The organism is Agromyces sp. G08B096 (assembly GCF_040267705.1).
Lineage (GTDB): Bacteria > Actinomycetota > Actinomycetes > Actinomycetales > Microbacteriaceae > Agromyces.
In genome coordinates, this window is sequence record NZ_CP158374.1 from 2,606,024 (window position 1) to 2,625,626 (window position 19,603).

Annotated in this window: 14 protein-coding genes; 3 read left to right on the forward strand and 11 right to left on the reverse strand. The window is 72.7% G+C overall.

Translation table 11 applies throughout. The features are described from left to right. The first annotated feature begins 29 nt into the window (after window positions 1-29). Window positions 30-416 carry a Rid family detoxifying hydrolase gene (locus ABIQ69_RS12560; protein WP_350347459.1) on the forward strand — a complete coding sequence of 129 codons (387 nt, stop codon included), beginning with the start codon at window positions 30-32 and terminating at the stop codon, window positions 414-416. Between the two features lie 26 nt (window positions 417-442). Here ABIQ69_RS12560 and ABIQ69_RS12565 read toward each other — a convergent pair whose 3' ends face one another. From ABIQ69_RS12565 to ABIQ69_RS12575, 3 genes are all read right to left on the reverse strand, one after another. Continuing rightward, entirely contained in the window at window positions 443-1,135 is a 693-nt protein-coding gene (locus ABIQ69_RS12565; RefSeq protein WP_350347460.1) for an SGNH/GDSL hydrolase family protein, read from the reverse strand. 11 nt (window positions 1,136-1,146) lie between these two features. Continuing rightward, complete coding sequence (locus tag ABIQ69_RS12570; protein WP_350347461.1) at window positions 1,147-2,202, reverse strand: aspartate-semialdehyde dehydrogenase; 1,056 nt, start codon at window positions 2,200-2,202, stop codon at window positions 1,147-1,149. 116 nt (window positions 2,203-2,318) lie between these two features. After that, window positions 2,319-3,593, reverse strand: a complete 1,275-nt coding sequence (locus ABIQ69_RS12575; protein ID WP_350347462.1) for an aspartate kinase — start codon at window positions 3,591-3,593, stop codon at window positions 2,319-2,321. A gap of 127 nt (window positions 3,594-3,720) precedes the next feature. Between ABIQ69_RS12575 and ABIQ69_RS12580 the strand changes: the two genes are divergently transcribed. After that, window positions 3,721-4,221 (forward strand): hypothetical protein, encoded by a 501-nt coding sequence (locus ABIQ69_RS12580; protein ID WP_350347463.1) that lies wholly within the window; start codon window positions 3,721-3,723, stop codon window positions 4,219-4,221. A gap of 30 nt (window positions 4,222-4,251) precedes the next feature. Here the strand turns inward: ABIQ69_RS12580 and ABIQ69_RS12585 are convergent, their stop codons facing one another. The 3 genes from ABIQ69_RS12585 to ABIQ69_RS12595 all read right to left on the reverse strand — a co-directional run bounded on the left by ABIQ69_RS12585 (window position 4,252) and on the right by ABIQ69_RS12595 (window position 7,801). After that, the gene (locus ABIQ69_RS12585) at window positions 4,252-4,611 is read right to left on the reverse strand and encodes a nuclear transport factor 2 family protein (RefSeq protein ID WP_350347464.1); all 360 of its coding nucleotides are present in this window, start codon (window positions 4,609-4,611) and stop codon (window positions 4,252-4,254) included. Window positions 4,612-4,720: 109 nt separating this feature from the next. Next, window positions 4,721-5,317 carry a recombination mediator RecR gene (gene recR / locus ABIQ69_RS12590; RefSeq protein WP_350347465.1) on the reverse strand — a complete coding sequence of 199 codons (597 nt, stop codon included), beginning with the start codon at window positions 5,315-5,317 and terminating at the stop codon, window positions 4,721-4,723. Between the two features lie 3 nt (window positions 5,318-5,320). After that, window positions 5,321-7,801 carry a DNA polymerase III subunit gamma and tau gene (locus tag ABIQ69_RS12595; RefSeq protein WP_350347466.1) on the reverse strand — a complete coding sequence of 827 codons (2,481 nt, stop codon included), beginning with the start codon at window positions 7,799-7,801 and terminating at the stop codon, window positions 5,321-5,323. A gap of 161 nt (window positions 7,802-7,962) precedes the next feature. Between ABIQ69_RS12595 and ABIQ69_RS12600 the strand changes: the two genes are divergently transcribed. Continuing rightward, complete coding sequence (locus tag ABIQ69_RS12600) at window positions 7,963-8,334, forward strand: TraR/DksA C4-type zinc finger protein (RefSeq protein WP_350347467.1); 372 nt, start codon at window positions 7,963-7,965, stop codon at window positions 8,332-8,334. 49 nt (window positions 8,335-8,383) lie between these two features. Here ABIQ69_RS12600 and ABIQ69_RS12605 read toward each other — a convergent pair whose 3' ends face one another. The 5 genes from ABIQ69_RS12605 to pta form a co-directional block, all read right to left on the reverse strand. Further along, window positions 8,384-13,984 carry an IPT/TIG domain-containing protein gene (locus ABIQ69_RS12605; RefSeq protein ID WP_350347468.1) on the reverse strand — a complete coding sequence of 1,867 codons (5,601 nt, stop codon included), beginning with the start codon at window positions 13,982-13,984 and terminating at the stop codon, window positions 8,384-8,386. A 102-nt stretch (window positions 13,985-14,086) separates the two neighbouring features. Beyond that, a complete protein-coding gene (locus ABIQ69_RS12610) occupies window positions 14,087-15,457 on the reverse strand; it encodes an MFS transporter (RefSeq protein ID WP_350347469.1) in 1,371 nt (456 codons plus the stop codon). Beyond that, window positions 15,454-16,062, reverse strand: coding sequence for a winged helix-turn-helix domain-containing protein (locus ABIQ69_RS12615; RefSeq protein ID WP_350347470.1), 609 nt, complete (start codon window positions 16,060-16,062; stop codon window positions 15,454-15,456). The genes ABIQ69_RS12610 and ABIQ69_RS12615 overlap by 4 nt, the downstream gene beginning before the upstream one ends. A gap of 49 nt (window positions 16,063-16,111) precedes the next feature. Further along, entirely contained in the window at window positions 16,112-17,326 is a 1,215-nt protein-coding gene (locus ABIQ69_RS12620; protein WP_350347471.1) for an acetate kinase, read from the reverse strand. Beyond that, complete coding sequence (gene pta / locus ABIQ69_RS12625; protein ID WP_350347472.1) at window positions 17,323-19,479, reverse strand: phosphate acetyltransferase; 2,157 nt, start codon at window positions 19,477-19,479, stop codon at window positions 17,323-17,325. The genes ABIQ69_RS12620 and pta overlap by 4 nt, the downstream gene beginning before the upstream one ends. Between the last annotated feature and the right edge of the window lie 124 nt (window positions 19,480-19,603).

Here is a 19,603-nt window from a genome sequence, read left to right on the forward strand (position 1 = left end):
CACCACCATCACCACCACAGGAGGACCCCATGACCAAGACCGCCGTCACCCTCTCGAACGCGCCGAAGCCCGCCGGGCCCTACAGCCACGGCGTCGTCGCGAACGGCTTCCTCTACACCGCGGGCTTCGGCCCGCAGGACCCGGCGACAGGCCTCGTCGTCGAGGGCGGTGTGAAGGAGCAGACGCGCCAGGTGCTGCGCAACATCGGCGCCGTCCTCGCCGAGTACGGCCTGACCTTCGACGACGTGGTGAAGGTCACCGCGCACCTCGAGGACCTCGCCGACTTCGCGGAGTACAACGAGGCGTACGCCGAGTTCTTCACCGAGCCCTATCCGGTGCGCACCACCGTCGGCTCGCGCCTGGCGGACATCCTCGTCGAGATCGACGCCGTCGCGGCGGTGCCGCAGGCCGGCTGACCGGCCCGGGCGCGGGGCGCTCCGCATCAGAGCCCGAGTCGCCCGAGCGCCTCGTCCATGCGCCGGGCGATCTCGGCGTGCCCCTCGTCGTCGGGATGGATGCCGTCGGCCGCCATCCACTCGGGATGCCCCTCGAGCCAGCGTGACGCGCCCGGGATGTGATCGGCGTCGACGCGCTCCGCGGCTTCCTCCACCCAGGCGATGATGCGCTCGATCGCCTCGGGCCGCTCATCCGAGTACCAGAACGGTTCGACGACGATCAGGCGGGCGTCGGGCAGCTCGTCACGGAACCGGTCGAGGTCGGCGTCGATCGCCGCGGCGATGTCGTCGGCGCGTGCCGGCATCGAGAACGCGTCGTTCAGGCCCATGGTGACGATCACGACATCGGGTGACGGGCGCAGCCCGACGATCCGGTCGACGAGGTCGTCGGACCCGGCCAGCCGGTCGCGGTTGTTCACGAAACCGAGCCCGTCGACGCTCGGATTGAACTCCCACCAGCCGCGGTCGGCCGCGATGATCGACGACCAGCGCCGCTCAGGTGCCGACGTGCCGGTGCCGCGCGTGTACGAATCGCCGTAGAACGCGGTGACGACCTGCCCCGGCGCGGGTGAGGCCGCCTGATGGGGCGCCGACGTCACCGGCGCTCCGCAGGCGCCGAGCACGAGGCATCCGGCGGCGACCACGATGGCCGCCGCGTGCCGGATGCGGGACCGGCGCACGGCTCGGACGCCTAGACCGCGACGGCCACCTTCGCGGCGACCAGCTCGGCGATCTGCACCGCGTTCAGCGCGGCGCCCTTCCGGAGGTTGTCGTTGGAGACGAAGAGCACGAGCCCGCGTCCGTCGGGCGCCGACTGGTCCTGCCGGATGCGGCCGACGTAGCTCGGGTCGGTGCCGGCCGCCTGGAGCGGGGTGGGCACGTCGCTGAGCTGCACGCCGGGCGCCTCGGCCAGCAGCTCGGTCGCGCGCTCGGGCGTGATCGGGTTCGCGAACTCGGCGTGGATCGACAGCGAGTGACCGGTGAAGACCGGCACGCGCACGCAGGTGCCGGCGACGCGGAGCCCCGGCAGCTCGAGGATCTTGCGGCTCTCGTTGCGGAGCTTCTTCTCCTCGTCGGTCTCGAGGTCGCCGTCGTCGACGATCGAGCCCGCGAGCGGGATGACGTCGAACGCGATCGGACGCGGGAACTTCTGCGGCTCGGGGAAGCTCACGCTCGCGCCGTCGTGGACGAGTGAACGCGGGTCCTGCTCGAGTGCGGCCTTCGCCTGCTCGTAGAGCTCCTCGCCGCCCGCGAGCCCGGCGCCCGAGACCGCCTGGTACGTGGAGATCACGAGCCGCTCGAGGCCCGCCTCGCGGTCGAGCACCTTCAGCACCGGCATCGCCGCCATCGTGGTGCAGTTGGGGTTCGCGATGATGCCCTTGCGCGCCTCGTCGATCGCGTGCGGGTTCACCTCGCTGACCACGAGCGGGACGTCGGGGTCCATGCGCCAGCCGGAGGAGTTGTCGATGACGGTCACGCCGGCGGCCGCGAAGCGGGGGGCCTGCGCCTTCGACGTCGTCGCGCCGGCCGAGAAGATCGCGATGTCGAGGCCAGCCGGGTCGGCCGTCTCGGCGTCCTCGACGACGATGTCCTCGCCCTTCCACGGCAGCGTCGTGCCGGCCGAGCGGGCGGAGGCGAAGTAGCGGATGCTCGCGACGGGGAAGTCGCGCTCCTCGAGCAGACGGCGCACGACCGCGCCGACCTGGCCGGTCGCGCCGACCACGCCGATGTTCACTCCGTTGGCCATGGGGTTCCTCACGTTCGTAGGTTGCGGTTCCAGTGTGCAGGAGATCGCTGGGAGTCCGGGCCGAACGGGCGCCGGCCGGCCCGATGTGGCGGAGTTCGCCGGAGAGCTGGCAGGAACTACCGGCCCGTGCCGGCGTAGACGACCGCGTCGTCTTCGCCGTCGAGGTCGAAGGCCGTGTGCACGGCGCGCGCCGCGGCGTGCACGCTGTCGGCGCGCGTGACGACCGAGATGCGGATCTCGCTCGTCGAGATCATCTCGATGTTGATCCCCGCCTCGTACAGCGCCTCGAAGAGCTTCGCCGACACCCCGGTCGCCGACCGCATCGCGGCGCCGACGAGGGAGAGCTTGCCGATCTGGTCGTCGTACTGCAGCGAGAGGAAGCCGATCGCCTCCTGCGCGCTCGCGAGCGCCGTGAGCGCCTTCTCACCGTCGGCCTTCGGCAGCGTGAACGAGATGTCGGTGCGACCGGTCGCCGCGGCCGAGACGTTCTGCACGATCATGTCGACGTTCGCATTCGCGTTCGCGACGATCTTGAAGATCTTCGCCGCGACACCGGGCTTGTCGGGCACGCCGACGACCGTGATCTTGGCCTCGGACAGATCGACCGCGACACCGGCGATGACGGACTCTTCCACAGCGGCTCCTTCGGGAAGACGCGAGGGGTCGTAGACGATCGTCCCCTCGGTGTTGTTGAACGACGACCGGACGTGCAGGGTCACGCCGTGGCGGCGCGCGTACTCCACTGCCCGGATGTGCAGCACCTTCGCCCCGGATGCCGCGAGCTCCAGCATCTCCTCGCTCGTGACCTTGTCGAGCTTGCGCGCCTTCTTCACGATGCGCGGGTCGGAGGTGAAGACACCGTCGACGTCGGTGTAGATCTCGCACACGTCGGCGTCGAGCGCGGCGGCGAGCGCCACCGCGGTCGTGTCGCTGCCGCCGCGGCCGAGCGTCGTGATGTCGCGCGACTCGCGGCTGAAGCCCTGGAACCCGGCGACGATGACGATCGCGCCGTCGTCGAGGGCCTCGCGGAGCCGCACGGGGGTGACGTCGACGATGCGGGCGGCGCCGTGCGTGGCATCCGTGATCATGCCCGCCTGGCTGCCGGTGAAGCTGCGCGCCTCATGGCCCATGCTCTTGATCGCCATGGCGAGCAGCGCCATCGAGATGCGCTCTCCGGCCGAGAGCAGCATGTCGAGCTCGCGCGGCGCCTGGATCGGGGCGACCTCGCCCGCGAGATCGAGGAGTTCGTCAGTGGTGTCGCCCATCGCGGAGACGGCGACGACGACGTCGTTGCCCGCCTTGCGGGTCTCGACGATGCGCTTGGCGACCCGCTTGATGCTCTCCGCGTCGGCGACGGAGGATCCGCCGAACTTCTGCACGATCAAGCTCACGTGGTCTCCCGGGGGTGGTGTGCGCCGCTCGCGGCGGGCGCCGGAGCCACCATCATACGGCTGGCCGCATGCGCGCCTCGCCATGTGACGACGGGCGACGGATGCCCCGTGCCAATACCATGCGGCCATGCCGGAGCTGCTCGACGCGTGGTCGGAGTTCAACGTCGCGATGGTCGGCGCGACCGCCGCGCTCGCCGGCCTCCTCATCGTCGCGATGTCCGTGAACATCCAGACGATCATGGCCTCGCGATCGCTGCCGGCGCGGATCGCGGCCTCGCTTGCGACCCTCGTGCTGGCCATCGCGGTGACCGCGCTCGGCCTCGCCCCCGGCCAGCCCGGGTGGGCCTATGGCGTCGAGGTGCTCGTGGCGACCGCCGTGGCGGCGACGTTCGAGTGGCATGCCGTCGGGGTCATCGCGCGCGACCACGAGCGCAGCCCGAGCCTGCGGGAACGGCTCGCGAAGTCGGCGCTCGGCGTCATACCGCTCGCGGCCTACCTCGCCGGCGGGCTCGCATTGCTCGCGGGTGCGGGCAGCGCCGGCCTCTGGTTCCTCGCGCTCGGCGCGATCCTCGCGATCGCCTCCGCGATCGTCCACGCCTGGGTCGTGCTCGTCGAAGTCCTGCGCTGAGCGCGCGCCCTCACCGCCGCTCGCGCGCCCTCAGGTGCGGTCGCGCTCCATGTACCACTCGGTGAAGTGCGTCGCCCGGCCGTCGGGCGCGAGGCGCACGACCCAGAGCGAGTCGTAGTCCTTCGCCGCCGGATACTCCACACGTCCCGTCACGATCACCAGGTCGGGGGTGTCGACGAGCAGCCGCCAGTCGTACGCCCAAGTACCCGGCTGATCGTCGGCCTCGAGCCACGCCGCGACGATGGCGTCGCGCCCGCGCGCGGCATCCGGATCGTCGGGCCGGAACTCGTACACCGCGTCATCGGTGAACAACGCTCCGATGTCCGCCGGATCGTTCGTCTCCCAGGCCCGGACGTAGCCCGCGACCCATTCCGCACCTCTGCTCGCCATGCCGCCCATTCGAGCGCGTCGGTGCGACCCGGTCAAGGGGTGGCGCGATGCGGCCGCGGCGGGTAATCCGGGGAGGCGACTCTCCGGGGAGGCGGCGCTTCGAGGAGACTCAGCCGACGACGCGCCGGCCCTCGAACGCCCGGCCGAGCGTGACCTCGTCGGCGTACTCGAGATCGCCGCCGACCGGCAGACCCGAGGCGAGGCGCGTGACCTTGATCTCGAGCGTCGTAAGCAGCCGGCTGAGGTAGGTCGCCGTCGCCTCGCCCTCGAGGTTCGGGTCGGTGGCGATGATGACCTCGCGCACGGTGCCGTCGGCGAGCCGCTGCATGAGCTGCCGGATGCGCAGCTCGTCGGGGCCCACGCCGTCGATCGGGCTGATCGCGCCGCCGAGCACGTGGTAGAGCCCCCGGAACTCACGCGTGCGCTCGATGGCGACGACGTCTTTGGCCTCCTCCACGACGCAGATGAGGCTGGGGTCGCGGCGCGGGTCGCGGCAGATCGAGCAGGTCGCCTCCTCGGAGACGTTGCCGCAGATCTCGCAGAACCTCACCTTGTCGCGCACCTCGAGCAGCACCTCGGCGAGCCGGGTGACGTCGAAGTGCTCGGTCTGCACGATGTGGAACGCGATGCGCTGCGCCGACTTCGGCCCGATGCCGGGCAGGCGACCGAGCTCGTCGATCAGCTCCTGGACGATGCCTTCGTACACGCGCTAGCCACGCTCCCCGAAGCCGCGCGCCGGGGCCTCGACCTCTTCGAGGAAGGTCGCGCCGAGCACCTCGCGCACCACGGCCTCGCCGTACCGCTGGATGCCGTCGGGGGCCGCTGCCGGGCGCCGCACAGGGGCGCCGCGGCCTGCGGCAGGCCCCCGCTCGGCCCGCTCGGCGCGGCTCGCAGCCGCTGCGTCGTCGGCGGAGCCGGGCACAGGCGCGTCAGCGGCCCCACCCACCGGCGTGGCGTCGAACTCGGGCGGGGGCCCCGGGTCGAACGGCGGCTCCTCGTCGAGCGGCGGGGCGTCGTCGTCGCTCGGCAGGTCGTCGACGGGCCGCACCGGCGGCTCCGCGAGCGCGGTCGCCGTGACGGCGTACGAGGCGCTCGCGGCCGGCTGCGCGTCGCGTGCGGCGCCGCCGATTCCCGTTCCCGATCCGCCCACACTGCCGTCCGCCGGCTCGGGGCCGGGATCGGTCGGGATGGCGACGGTGGCCCAGGAGTCGACCGGGCCGGTCGGCGCCGGCCCGCGCGTCGAGGCGGACGGCGCGGCAGAGGTGGCCGCGTCGTTGTTCGGACCGCCGCCCGCGGCGGTGCGCGGAGGCTCGGCGGGTGCAGCGGATGCCGGGCGCGCGGCGGTTCCCGCACCGGTGGGCGACGCCCCCGTGGGCGCACCGCCCGCCGTCGGACCGGTACCAGGCCGCCCGGCCGCGGGGTCGGCACCAGCACCGCCGCCCGAGCCGCCGTCGCGGGCCGCGGCGCCCTCGGCGCGCGCGATGAACTTCACCCGCACACCGAGCACCTCGGCGATCGCGTTGCGCAGCAGCTCGCTGACCGACTGGCCGGGCGCACCGCCGCGGAACCCGGCGACGTCCTGCTCGCTCGGGAAGCCCAGCACGAGCACGTCGTCGTCGCGGTAGTCGCGGACCTGCGCGGTGAACGCCACCATCCACGCGCTGCGCTTCGTGCGCTGCAACGAGGCGAGCACCTCGGGCCAGGCGTCCTTCACCTGTTGCAGCGTGACCGGGCCGACGGGGACAGCGGGCGCCGGCGTGGTCGTGGCCGGCGCGGTGGCGGCTCCGGCGTCGGCGGCTCCCCCGGCCGCCGAGGCGGCCGCTACCGGGTCGGGCGCGCCACCGGCGCCGCTCGGCGACTCGGCGCGTGCGGTCGAGGCACGGGCGGGCGCCGACTCGGCAACGGGAGCGGGCGTCACCGCCCCCACCTCGGTGGCGGGCGCGGGACGGCGAGCGGGCGCCGACGCGGGCGCCGACGCGGCGGCGCGATCGGCCGAGGCCGCAGGCTCCACGGGCACGGCGCCCTCGACGCCGACCCGCCGCTCGAGCCGTTCGACGCGGGCGAGCGCGCCGCGCTCGGTGTCGTCGGCGGACGGCACCAGCACACGCGCGAGCATGAGCTCGAGGTGCAGCCGAGGCGAGGTGGCGCCGGTCATCTCGGTGAGCGTCTGGTTGACGAGGTCGGCGACGCGCGACAGCTCCGCCCGACCGAAGGCCTTGGCCTGGGCGGCCATGCGGGCGAGCTCGTCTTCGGGCACGCCGCGCAGCACTGCCGCGGCCGCCTCGGGCGAGGACGCGGCGACGACGATGAGGTCGCGCAGCCGCTCGAGCAGGTCTTCGACGAACCGACGGGGATCCTGCCCGGTCTGCACGACCCGGTCGGCCGCGGCGAACGCCCCGGCGGCGTCGTTCGCCCCGATCGCGTCGACCACCTCGTCGAGCAGGGCGCCGTGCGTGTAGCCGAGCAGGGCGACCGCGCGCTCGTAGTCGATGGTCGATCCTTCGGAGCCGGCGATGAGCTGGTCGAGGAGGGACAGCGTGTCTCGAGGGGACCCTCCGCCGGCGCGCACCACGAGGGCGAGCACGCCGGGCTCGACCGTGATGCCCTCCTCTTCGCAGAGCTGCTGCACGTAGTCGAGCATCGGCGCGGGCGGCACCAGCCGGAACGGGTAGTGGTGCGTACGCGAACGGATGGTGCCGAGCACCTTGTCGGGCTCGGTCGTGGCGAAGATGAACTTCACGTGCTCGGGCGGCTCTTCGACGAGCTTCAGCAGGGCGTTGAAGCCCTGCGGCGTGACCATGTGCGCCTCGTCGAGGATGAAGATCTTGTAGCGGTCGCGGGCGGGCGCGAACACGGCACGTTCACGCAGGTCGCGCGCGTCGTCGACGCCGTTGTGGCTCGCCGCGTCGATCTCGACCACGTCGAGCGATCCGCCGCCGCCGCGCGAGAGCTCGACGCAGCTCGGGCACGTGCCGCACGGGGTGTCGGTGGGACCCTCGGCGCAGTTGAGGCAACGCGCCAGGATGCGGGCGGAGGTGGTCTTGCCGCAGCCGCGCGGGCCGCTGAAGAGATAGGCGTGGTTCACCCGGTCGGTGCGCAGCGCGGTCATGAGCGGCTCGGTGACCTGCGACTGGCCGATCATCTCGGCGAACGTCTCTGGCCGATAGCGGCGATACAGGGCGGTGACCACGGGTCAATGCTAGACGTCCCGGCTGACAGCGGGCCCGGGCCGGAGCGACACGCTGACCGGGCCCGCGGGGCCCTTCCCGCCCGAGGCATCCCAGACGACTACGATGCGAGGACGCGAGGCGCGCCACGCGTCGGCGAGGGCGCCGGCGGAAGGGGGAACCGATGACCAGGACCTTCACACCCGATCGGGTGGCGAAGTTCGAGAAGCTGCTGCTCGCGGAGCGCAGCGAGGCGGAATCGCGGCTCGCCGAGCACCGGCAGGGCATGGCCGAGGTCCGGGTGGCGAGATCGGATGCCTCCGCCGACGACGAGCACGACCCCGAGGGTCCGACCATGACCCAGGAATGGTCGCAGCGGACGGCCGTGCTGGCCGACGCCGAGGCCGAGGTCGCCGACGTCGACCGGGCGCTCGCCCGGCTCGCCGACGGCACCTACGGCGTGTGCGAGCGCTGCGGCAAGCCCATCACGGTGGCGCGGCTCGAGGCCCGCCCGACCGCGACGCTCTGCATCGACTGCGCCCGCCTGGAGCGCTGACGCGGGTGCCGGCCGCCGGCGAACCGGCCGCCGGCACCCGCCTCGTCCGTCAGGCGCCGGCGCTCCGGCGTCGTCCGATCACCAGCGCGGCGACGCCCGCGACGAGCACGAGCAAGGCGACCGCGGCGGGACCGGCCGCCTCGAACCCGGTGTCGGCCGTGCGACCGGGCGTGCCGCCCGTCCCGGCACCACCGGTGCCGCTGCCACCGCCGCCCGCGGGCTGGTAGACGAAGCCGCCGGGCAGGGTGCCCTCGCCGCAGTCCTCCGACCCGATCACCGTGACGTCGACCGTGCCGGTGCCGGCCGGCGCGACCGCGGTGATAGTCGTGTCGTCGACCACCGTGAAGGAGGTCGCGGGGGTCGTGCCGAAGAGCACGGCGGTCGCGCCTGCGAAGCAGTGGCCGGTGATGGTCACCTGCGTGCCGCCCGACGCCGGCCCCGTGCCCGGCGTCACCCCGTCGACGGTCGTCACGGGCAGGTAGGTGAACTCGACGGCCTCGGTCGGGCCGGCGGCCGTGGTGACCACGACCTCCACGGCGCCGGGCGCGTGCGGCGGCGTCGTGAAGGTGATCGTCTCGTCGTCGACCTGCACGAACGGGACGGACACCCCGTCGACGGTCACGAGGCTCGCGCCGCCGAGGTCGGTGCCCGTGAGGGTCACCGGGGTGCCGCCGGTCTCCGGCCCGCTCGCCGGCTCGATCCCGAGGATCGCGCCGAGCGGCGGCAGATAGGTGAACGCGTCCTCCAGCACGCCGGTGCCGCAGTCCGCGCTGCCGACGACCGAGACATCCACCACGCCCACGCCGGGCGGCGCGACGGCGGTGATCTGCGTGTCGCCGTTGATGACGAAGCTCGTCGCCGGCACGTCGCCGAAGAACGCGGCCGTGGCCCCGGTGAAGCAGAGGCCGGTGATCACGACCGAGGTGCCGCCCGCCTCCGGTCCCGTCGCCGGGGTGACCGTGTCGATGCTGGTGACCGGGTTGTACGTGAACGGCAGCTGCGCGGTGCCCACGGGGTTCGTCACGACGACCTGCACGACGCCCGGCGCGTGCGGCGGGGTCACGAAGGTCAGCGTGCCGTCGTCGACGATCGTGAACGGCACGCTCACCCCGTCGATCGTCACCTCGGTGGTCGTCGACAGCCCGGTGCCCGTCACGGTCACCGGCGTGCCGCCGGTCTCCGGCCCGTGGTCGGGGCTGAGGGCCGTGAGCACCACCGGCGGGATGTAGGTGAAGGTCAGCGGCCCGCTGGCGCCGAACGGTCCGCTCACCACGACCGGCACGGGTCCGGCCGCGTGCGGCGGCGTCGTGAACTGCAGCGTCGTGTCGGTGAGGAAGACGAACGGCACGGGCACCCCGTCGACGGTCAGCGTGGTGGCGCCGACGAGATCGGTTCCGGTGACGGTGACGGCGGTGCCGCCGAGCGTCGTGCCTTCGTCGGGCTCGAGCGCGGTGATCGCGGGCGGCGGCACGTACGTGAACGGCAGCGGGCCGCTCGTGCCGCCCGGCGTCGTCACCGTCACGTCCACCTCGCCCGCGGCGTGCGGCGGCGTGACGAACGTGATCTCCGTGTCGCTCACCTGGGTGAACGGCACCGGGACACCGTCGATCGTCACCTCGGTGGCGCCGCCGAGTGCGGTGCCGGTGATGGTCACCGGCGTGCCGCCCGCGATCGGCCCCTCGTCGGGCGTCAGCAGTGCGAGCACCGGCGCGTCGACGAAGGTGAACGGCAGCGGGTTGCTCGATCCGCCGGGCGTGATCACCACGACGTCGACGGCGCCCGCCGCGTGCGGCGGCGTGACGAACGTGATCGTGCCGTCGTCCTCCACGGTGAACGGCACGCTCACCCCGTCGACCGTCACGTCGGTCGCGCCCTCGAGGTCGGTGCCCTCGATGGTCACCTCGGTGCCGCCCGCGACGGGCCCGGTGTCGGGCGTGAGGGCGGTGATCGCCGGTGCGGCGACGTAGGTGTAGGGCAGCTCGTTGCTCGGCCCGCCGGGCGTGATGACCGCCACGTCGACCGCACCCGCCGCGTGCGGCGGCGTGACGAACGTGATCTCGGTGTCGCTCACGGGCGTGAACGGCACGCTCACTCCGTCGACGAGCACCTCGGTGACCCCACCGAGGTCGGTGCCCGTGATGGTCACGGGCGTGCCGCCGGCGGTCGGCCCTTCATCGGGCGTCAGGGCGGTGATCACCGGTGCGGGCACGTAGGTGAACGGCAGAGGCGCGCTCGCTCCGCCGGCGGTCGTCACGACGACGTCCACGGTTCCCGCGGCGTGCGGGGGCGTGATGAACGACACGGTCGTGTCGTCGACCTGCGTGAACGGCACGCTCACCCCGTCGATGGTCAGCTCGGTGGCGCCGCCGAGGTTCGTCCCCTCGACGGTGACGATCGTGCCGCCCGCCGTCGGGCCTTCATCCGGCGTCAGCGAGGTCAGCACCGGCGCCGGCACGTACGTGAACGGCAGCGGCTCGGATGACCCGCCCGGCGTCGTCACCACCACATCGACGACGCCGGCCGCGTGCGGCGGCGTCACGATGCTGATCGTGCCATCCGGCTCGACCGTGAACGGCACTTCGACACCGTCCACCGTCACCGAGGTCGCATCCTCCAGAGCGGTGCCCGCGATGATCACGTCCGTGCCGCCCGCCGTCGGACCCTCATCCGGCGTCAGCGAGGTCAGCACCGGCGCCGGCACATACGTGAACGGCAGCGGCTCGGATGACCCGCCCGGCGTCGTCACCACCACATCGACCACCCCGGCCGCGTGCGGCGGCGTCACGATGCTGATCGTGCCATCCGGCTCGACCGTGAACGGCACCTCGACGCCATCCACCGTCACCGAGGTCGCACCCTCCAGATCGGTGCCCGCGATGATCACGTCCGTGCCGCCCGCCGTCGGACCCTCATCCGGCGTCAGCGAGGTCAGCACCGGCGCCGGCACGTACGTGAACGGCAGCGGCTCGGATGACCCGCCCGGCGTCGTCACCACCACATCGACCACCCCGGCCGCGTGCGGCGGCGTCACGATGCTGATCGTGCCATCCGGCTCGACCGTGAACGGCACCTCGACACCGTCCACCGTCACCGACGTCGCACCCTCCAGATCGGTGCCCGCGATGACCACGTCCGTGCCGCCCGCCGTCGGACCCTCATCCGGCGTCAGCGAGGTCAGCACCGGCACGGGCACGTAGGTGAACGGCAGCGGGTTGCTGGTGCCGTTCGGCGTGGTCACGACGACGTCGACCTCGCCGGCCGCGTGCGGCGGCGTCACGAACGTGATCTCCGTCTCGCTCACCTGGGTGAACGTCACCGGGATCCCGTCGATCGTCACCGAGGTCGCACCGCCGAGGTCGGTGCCCGTGATCGTCACGGGCGTGCCTCCGGCGATCGGCCCGGCGTCGGGGTCGAGCTCGGTGAGCAGCGGCGCGGGCAGGTAGGTGAAGGGCAGCGGGCCGGACTCCCCGCCCGGCGTCGTCACGACGACGTCGACCTCACCGGCCGCGTGCGGCGGCGTCACGAACGTGATCTCCGTCGGGCTCACCTGCGTGAACGGCACCTCGACGCCGTCGATCGTCACCGAGGTCGCACCGCCGAGATCGGTGCCCGTGATCGTCACGGGCGTGCCGCCGGAGGCGGGTCCCTCGTCAGGCGTCAGGGCCGTGAGCACGGGCGGCGGCACGTAGGTGAACGGCAGCGGCGCGGATGCCCCTTCCGGCGTCGTCACGACGACGTCGACGGTGCCCGCGGCGTGCGGGGGCGTCACGAACGTGATCTCGGTCTCGCTCACCTGCGTGAACGGCACCGAGACCCCGTCGATCGTCACCGAGGTCGCACCACCGAGCTGCGTGCCGGTGATGGTCACCTCGGTCCCGCCCGCGGTCGGCCCCTCATCGGGATCGAGCGCCGTGAGGACCGGTGCGAGGGAGTCGAGCGCGATGACCGACGAGGAGGCGAGGTCGAGTTTCACGAGGTTCGAGCCCGCGACGTTCGGCAGCAGCGTGACGCTCAGCGCCCGCACGGTGAACGACCCGTCGCCGAGGTCGCCCGGCGTCGGCTGCTCGTTGATCACGACCGTGGCGATGTTCGCCAGCAACCCGTCGATCGCCGGGGAGAGCAGGTCGAGGACGGCGTCGACGACGCCGTCGATCGCGGCCGTCACCTCCGTCGAGGTGGCCGCGAGGATGCCCGTCACGGCCGGGCCGAGCACGCCGAGCACCGGGTCTGCCACCTCGTCGAGGAGGAGCGTTTCGAGTCCCGCCGTCAGGCCGTTGATGACGGTGGCGAGCGGGCCGGGCAGGCCGGGAAGCACCGTGATGTCGGCGTCGGTCGTGCCCGTGCCCGACGCGAGCTGGGCGAGCGTGCCCGAGACGCTGACGTTCGCGGTGAGCACGTCCTGATCGGGGATACCGAGTACTGGCAGCCCCGCGGTCGCCGAGATCGGGATGTCGATGTCGACCGTGCTCTCCTGCACGAGCTGGTTGACCGCATTCGTCAGCGGCGTGACGATCTTGCCGAGCGCGTTCGAGACGCCCGCCGTGATCATCGCGATGACCTCGGTGGTGAGCACCGACGTATTCGGCGGCAGGCCGTTGAGGTTCGGGCCGCCCGGATTCACCAGGGTCGCGAGGTCGACCGTGATCGATCCGTCGGTGAGGTTCACCGTGACGGCACCGTCGTCGCTCACGAGGACGGCGCCGTCACCGCCGAGCACCGTGTCGACCGCCGACTGGAGGTCGCCGACGGCGACCGTGATGGTCGGCTCGCCGATGGTGATCGAGCTGAGGCCGGCCAGTTCGAGGTCGACGCCGGCGAGGAGGGTGTCGACGACGCCCCCTGGCGCGGCGAGGCCGTTGAGGCTGGTGGTGAGCGAACCGCTCACGCCGGTGATCGCCGTGCGCAGGTCGGTGGTGATCGCGGCGACGGCGGGGCTGTGCAGGTTCACCTGCAGGTCGGTGACCCGGTAGTCGGAGGTCGGATCCGCTCCCGGGAGGTCGACGGCGCGGCTGGCGAGCGCCCCGACCTCGAACGAGGCCTGGTCGATGAGCTCATCGGTCACGGCCGCGACGCCGAGCTGAGCCAGCAGGTCGGTGAGCTCGATGGTGGCGTTGCCGAAGTCGGCCGGATCGGCGTCCTCGCTCACCGCGATGGTGCCGTCGTCGGAGACGGCTCCGCTTGCGGCGACCGCTTCGGCCGCCGACGGCGTCGACGCGTAGCTGTTCACCACGCCGATCTCGCCGAGGTTCAGGATGCCCGGTCCGGTGCCGTCGGTGACGAGCGGCACCTGCAGCAGGCCGTCGCCAATGAGGTCGAGCTCGAGGCCGAGCGCGCCGAGCACGGCGAGGTTGAACGGGTCGGTGTCGAGGGGCGGTCCGCCGGGGTCCGAAGCGTAGGCGTAGGCGAGGTCGGCCGCCTGGAGTTCGAGCAGGTCTGCGCCGATGAACTGGCCGAGCGCCTCGGCGTCGTCGCCCGGCGCCGCGACCGCGGTCAGCGCGGTCGAGCCGCCGAAGACGAGCGCGAGCGCCGACGTCCAGGCGACGCCGCGGAAGAGGCGTCGCCTCAGCCGGCGGTGCGCGGTGGCTTCGGCGCGCGTGGGCGCCGAAGCAGTGCTCGTGGTGCGGACAGTCGGGTGCTTCCCACCGGTCATCGATCCCCCCAGATCAGACGAGCCTCGGCCATCTCCATCGATGGACCGCGATGTTCTGAAAGCTAGGCCCCGAGGATTACTCGCGTCAAGGGCGCGTTTCGATCACCCCGCAGCGGCCGCGGTGCCACCGCCCGCGTCGACCTCCGCCCCGGGGTCCGCCGACCCGTTCGACTCGCCCGCGCCGGTTCTGGCGTCCGAGAGCCCGGCGAATGAGCGCAGGACGAGCGGACTTCCGGCGATGACGACGTACAAGCCGGCGCAGATGGCGAGGGTCGCCGTGATGCCGATCTGCTGGACCGCGAGCCCGCCCGCGAACGCCCCGAGGGGCATGGTCGCGGTGACCCCGGCGGTCATCGCGCCGAACACCCTCGCCTTGACGCCGTCGGGCACGAGGCCGTACATCGCGGTCGCGATCATGGGATTGATCGCGCCCGCGGCGAGGCCCGAGAGCACGAGCACGGGCAGCAGCACCGGCGGCTCGGCGCCGAGCGCCATGGCCGTGTACGGCGGTGCCCCGGCGAGCACGAAGCAGGTCGCGAACATGATCCGGCCCGACCAGCGGTGCCCGATCGCGCCGAAGACGGCCGACCCGGTGAGCGCGCCGGCGGCGAAGCATCCCACCATGAACCCGAGCAGGGCCGGATCGCCGAGCACCTGCGTGGCGTAGACCGGCTTCAGCACCGTCATGCCGGCCGCGTCGATCGCGTTCGTGAGGGTCACGAGCAGCACGATGGCGCGCAGCAGGGGCGAGCGCGCGATGAACCGGATGCCTGCGACGAAGCCGCCGGGGACGGCGCCCGCGGGATCCGCGTCGGGATCGACGGCGGTCGCCGCGATGCGCCTCGGCACGAGCCCGAGCACGAGCAGCGCCGAGAGCACGAATCCGGCGCAGTCGACGAGGAGCGCGGGCATGGGGCCGGCGAGGGCGATCAGGGCGCCCGCGCTGCCGGCGCCGACCATCGAGGCCGTGCGCTGCACCGCCGACTGCGCTCCGGCCGCTCGGGCGAGCGGGGTGCGCGCGAGCTCGGCCAGACGCGGCATGATGACGGTCTTCGCGGTGTCGCCCGGCGGGTCGAGGAGACCGCCGAGGAAGACGAGCCCGAGCAGCACGCCGAAGGGCAGGCCGACGGTCGCGTGCAGGACGGGGACGGCGAGCACGGTCGCGGCGCTCGCGACGTCGGCGACGATGCTCGACGTGCGGTAGCCGAAGCGGTCGACGAGCACGCCGCCGAAGGCGCCGCCGATCACCAGGGGGACGGTCGCGAACACGCCGGCGACGCCGGCGGCGAGCGGCGAGCCCGTCTGCTGGAGCGCGATGATCGGGATGGCGACGAGCGCGATCGCGTTGCCGCCGAGCGAGAAGAACTGGGCCACGAAGAGCGCGATGAGCGGCGTGCGCCGGCGCGGGGCATCCGCTGTCTGGCCGAGGGCCGGGCCGGCGACGGATGTCTCCTCCTCGACCGGCCCGCTCATGCCGCGCTCCTCGGGAAGACGTGGGTGATGAACCGGATCGCCCGGGTGCCCTCGCGGGGCTCCCGGCCCAGCCGATACCACTTCTCGCGCACCGCGGCGAGCTCGGCGACGAGTTCGCGCGCCTCGTCGAGCGTGAGGTGCGCGCCGGCGTCGGACGAGTCGGCGGCGTCGAGCCACTCGGGCTCGAGTGCGGCCTCGGCCTCGAGTGCGCCGAGCAGTTCGGCGTGGTACGAGGCGAGCACCGCCCGGCGCAGCTCGGCGCCGGCCGCGAGTGCGTCGGGGTCGCCGAGGTGCTCGGCCGTGCTCCACGTCGTCATGTCGTGCGCGGCCCGCCACCAGCGTTCGCGGCGATCACGTGCGAGGTCGGGCGCCTCGATCACGAACCCGTGCTTGGCGAGGGTCTGGACGTGGTAGCTCACGGTGCCGGCCGACTCCCCCACCGCGTCGGCGAGCGCGCCGACGGTCGCGGGGCCCTCGACCCGGAGGCGGCCGAGCAGGCGGAGGCGCAGCGGGTGCGCCATGGCGCGCATGGCACCGGGATCGTGCAGGTCGATGCGCGTCGGCTCGGTCACGTCCGTCGGGGCGGTGCGGGATGCCTCATCCATGCCGCCAGACTAGTTCTACAAGAACTCTTGTACAAGAGTTCTTGTAGAATTAGGCGACGGCCACCGCCCCGAGCGTCTGCCGCGCGATCTCGAGCTCCTCGTTCGTCGGCACCACGAGCACCTCCGTGCGCGAGGCATCCGTCGAGATCCGGCGTGCGACCGAGCCGCGCTCGCCGTTCCGCGCCGCGTCGAGCTCGACCCCGAAGCCCTCGAGTCCCGCGAGCGACCACTGCCGCACGAGCGGCGCGTTCTCTCCGACGCCCGCGGTGAACACGATCGCGTCGACCCGGCCGAGCTGCGCGGCGTAGGCGCCGACGTAGGACCGCACCCGGTGCGTGTAGACCTCGAGCGCGAGCGTCGCCTGCGCGTCGCCGCGCTCCGTCGCCGCGACGAGGTCGCGCATGTCGCCGTGCCCGCCGAGGCCCAGGATGCCGCTGCCCGAGTTCAGCAGCCGATCGACCTCGTCGACGCCGAGGCCCGCCCTCCGCTGGAGGTGCAACAGGATCGCCGGGTCGAGGTCGCCCGAGCGCGTCCCCATGACGAGCCCCTCGAGCGGGGTCATCCCCATGCTCGTCTCGACCGACCGGCCACCAGAGACCGCGCACGCCGACGCCCCGTTGCCGAGGTGGAGCACGATCATCCGCAGCTCCTCCACCGGCCGGCCGAGGAACTCCGCCGCGGCACGGGAGACGAACCGGTGCGACGTGCCGTGGAAGCCGTACCGCCGGATGCGGTGGCGGGCGGCGACCTCGCGGTCGATCGCATACGTGTACGCCGCCGGCGGCATCGTCTGATGGAACGCCGTGTCGAACACGGCCACGTGCGGCACATCGGGGAACGCGCGCTGCGCGGCCTCGATGCCCGCGAGGTTCGCGGGATTGTGGAGCGGCGCGAGCGCCGAAAGCTCGTCGATGTTGATCTTCACCAGGTCGGTGACGATCGTCGGCTCGAAGAACCGGGCCCCGCCCTGCACCACGCGATGCCCCACCGCGACGGGCGCGTGCGCCTCGAGCGACGGCCCGTGGGCGGCGAACGCCTCGAGCATGACCTCGAACGCGGCGAAGTGGTCGGGGACCTCGGCGGCCGTGTCCCAGCTCCCGCCGCTGTCGGCATCCGTCGCCTCGTCGTTCCGGTGCCGCGCGTGTCCCACGCCCGCCCCGATGCGCTCGACCAGCCCGCTCGCGAGCGTCTCCGAACGCTCGACGTCGATGAGCTGGTACTTGAACGACGACGAGCCCGAGTTGCAGACGAGGACGACACTCACGATCGCTCCTCCGCCGCCTGGATCGCCGTGATCGCGACCGTGTTCACGATGTCCTGCACCAGTGCGCCGCGCGACAGGTCGTTCACGGGCTTCCGGAGCCCCTGCAGCACCGGGCCGATCGCGACCGCGCCCGCGGAGCGCTGCACGGCCTTGTACGTGTTGTTGCCCGTGTTGAGGTCGGGGAAGACGAACACCGTCGCCCGGCCCGCGACATCCGACTCCGGCAGCTTCGTCCGCGCGACGGCCGCATCCGCTGCCGCGTCGTACTGGATCGGCCCCTCGACCGCGAGCTCGGGAGCGCGCTCGCGGACGAGCGCCGTGGCCCGTCGAACCTTGTCGACGTCGGCGCCGGAGCCGGACTCCCCCGTCGAGTACGACAGCATCGCCACGCGCGGCGGGATGCCGAACTGCGCCGCGGTCTCCGCCGAGGAGATGGCGATATCCGCCAGCTGCTCGGCCGTCGGGTCGGGCACGATCGCGCAGTCGCCGTAGACGAGGACCCGGTCGGCGAGCGCCATCAGGAACACGCTCGAGACGACCTCCACGCCCGGCTTGGTCTTGATGATCTCGAACGCGGGCCGGATGGTGTGCGCCGTGGTGTGCGCTGCGCCGGACACCATGCCGTCGGCGAGGCCGAGCTCGACCATCATCGTGCCGAAGTAGGAGACGTCCTGCACGGTCTCGCGCGCCTGCTCGAGCGTGACGCCCTTGTGCGCGCGGCGCCGCTGGTACTCGTCGGCGAACCGGTAGACGAGCACGGAATCGTGGTTGGAGAGCACCGTCGCCCGCGAGATGTCGAGTCCGAGCCCGATCGCCCGCGCACGGATCTCGATCTCTTCACCGAGGATCGTCAGGTCTGCCACGTCGCGTGCCAGGAGCGTCGCCGCCGCCCGGAGGATCCGATCGTCGTACCCCTCCGGCAGCACGATGTGCTTTCGCGTCCGTCGTGCCCGCTCGAGCAGGCCGTACTCGAACATGAGCGGCGTCACCACGTCGGTGCGCGCGACGTCGAGCCGGTCGAGCAGCGCCTGCCCGTCGACGTGCGTCTCGAACAGCGCGAGCGCCGTGTCGCGCTTGCGCTGCGACTCCGCGGCGAGCCGCCCCCGGGTCTGGGTGATCGCCACCGCGGTGTCGTAGCTGCCGAGCTCCGTGCGGATGATCGGGAGCCCGGCCTTCAGACCCTCGATCAGCCGCTCCACGGCCTCGGGCGTCGGGAACCCGCCGTTCAGGATGATGCCCGAGATCGACGGGAACGTCGCCGACGCGTGCGCCGTGAGCACGCCGAGCAGCACCTCGCTGCGGTCGCCGGGCACGATCACGACCGACCCCTCGATCAGCCTCGTGAGCACGTGCTCCATCGACATCGCCGCGATGACCACGCCGAGCGCCTCGCGGTCGAGCAGGTCCGGGTCGCCGGCGTACAGCTCGCCGCCCACGGCGTGCATGATCGCCCGCATCGACGGCGCCACCAGATACGGGTCCTCGGGGATCGCCGACACGAGGACGCCGCCGGTGGTCGAGGCATCCGTCATGCGCGTCTCGTCGTCGGCCGCCCGGGCGACGGCGACCGCGATCTCGTCGAGGCGGTCGGGATCCGCCCGGTTCGCGATGATGCCGAGGAGGGTCGCGTGCTCGCGGGCGAGCTCGTCGATGGCGAGCTCGGCGAGCTGGGCCAGCTCATCGGGAGTGCGCGCCTCGCTGTCGCCCAGCCGCTCGGAGCGGACCCGCCCCTGCCCGACCCGGCCGCCCAGGACGAGCAGCACCGGCGCGCCGAGGTTCGCCGCGATGCGGGCGTTGAAGGCGAGCTCGGTCGGGCTGCCGACGTCGGTGTAATCGGAGCCCAGCACGACCACCGCGTCGCATCTCGCCTCGACGGCCTTGAAGCGGCGCACGATCGTCGCGAGCGCCCCCTCGGGGTCGGCGTGCACGTCGTCGTACCCCACGCCGACGGCCTCGTCGTAGGCGAGCTCGACCACACCCTCATGCGCCAGCAGCAGTTCGAGCACGTAGTCGCGCTCGTCGGTCGAGCGAGCGACCGGCCGGAACACGCCGACCCTCGTCGCCCGCCGCGCGAGCGTGTCGAGGGTGCCGAGCGCCACGGTCGACTTGCCGGTGTTCCCCTCGGCGGAACAGATGTAGATGCTGTGCGCCACGGCTCCAGCCTAGGCGGACGCCCGCGCCCGGCCCCGTGCGAATCGACAGCGGCGTTCGGTTTATGCTGACGGGGCGCCGCGCTCCCCCACGCGGCGGTTCCCCTGTGCAGACACTGGAGTCTGA

What these genes read in the sequence shown, in the direction of transcription:
- ABIQ69_RS12560 (WP_350347459.1), top strand. Translation starts at nt 30, where the DNA reads ATGACCAAGACCGCCGTCACCCTCTCGAACGCGCCGAAGCCCGCCGGG.
- ABIQ69_RS12570 (WP_350347461.1), bottom strand. Translation starts at nt 2,202, where the DNA reads ATGGCCAACGGAGTGAACATCGGCGTGGTCGGCGCGACCGGCCAGGTC.
- ABIQ69_RS12580 (WP_350347463.1), top strand. Translation starts at nt 3,721, where the DNA reads ATGCCGGAGCTGCTCGACGCGTGGTCGGAGTTCAACGTCGCGATGGTC.
- ABIQ69_RS12585 (WP_350347464.1), bottom strand. Translation starts at nt 4,611, where the DNA reads ATGGCGAGCAGAGGTGCGGAATGGGTCGCGGGCTACGTCCGGGCCTGG.
- ABIQ69_RS12600 (WP_350347467.1), top strand. Translation starts at nt 7,963, where the DNA reads ATGACCAGGACCTTCACACCCGATCGGGTGGCGAAGTTCGAGAAGCTG.
- ABIQ69_RS12605 (WP_350347468.1), bottom strand. Translation starts at nt 13,984, where the DNA reads ATGACCGGTGGGAAGCACCCGACTGTCCGCACCACGAGCACTGCTTCG.
- ABIQ69_RS12610 (WP_350347469.1), bottom strand. Translation starts at nt 15,457, where the DNA reads ATGAGCGGGCCGGTCGAGGAGGAGACATCCGTCGCCGGCCCGGCCCTC.
- ABIQ69_RS12615 (WP_350347470.1), bottom strand. Translation starts at nt 16,062, where the DNA reads ATGGATGAGGCATCCCGCACCGCCCCGACGGACGTGACCGAGCCGACG.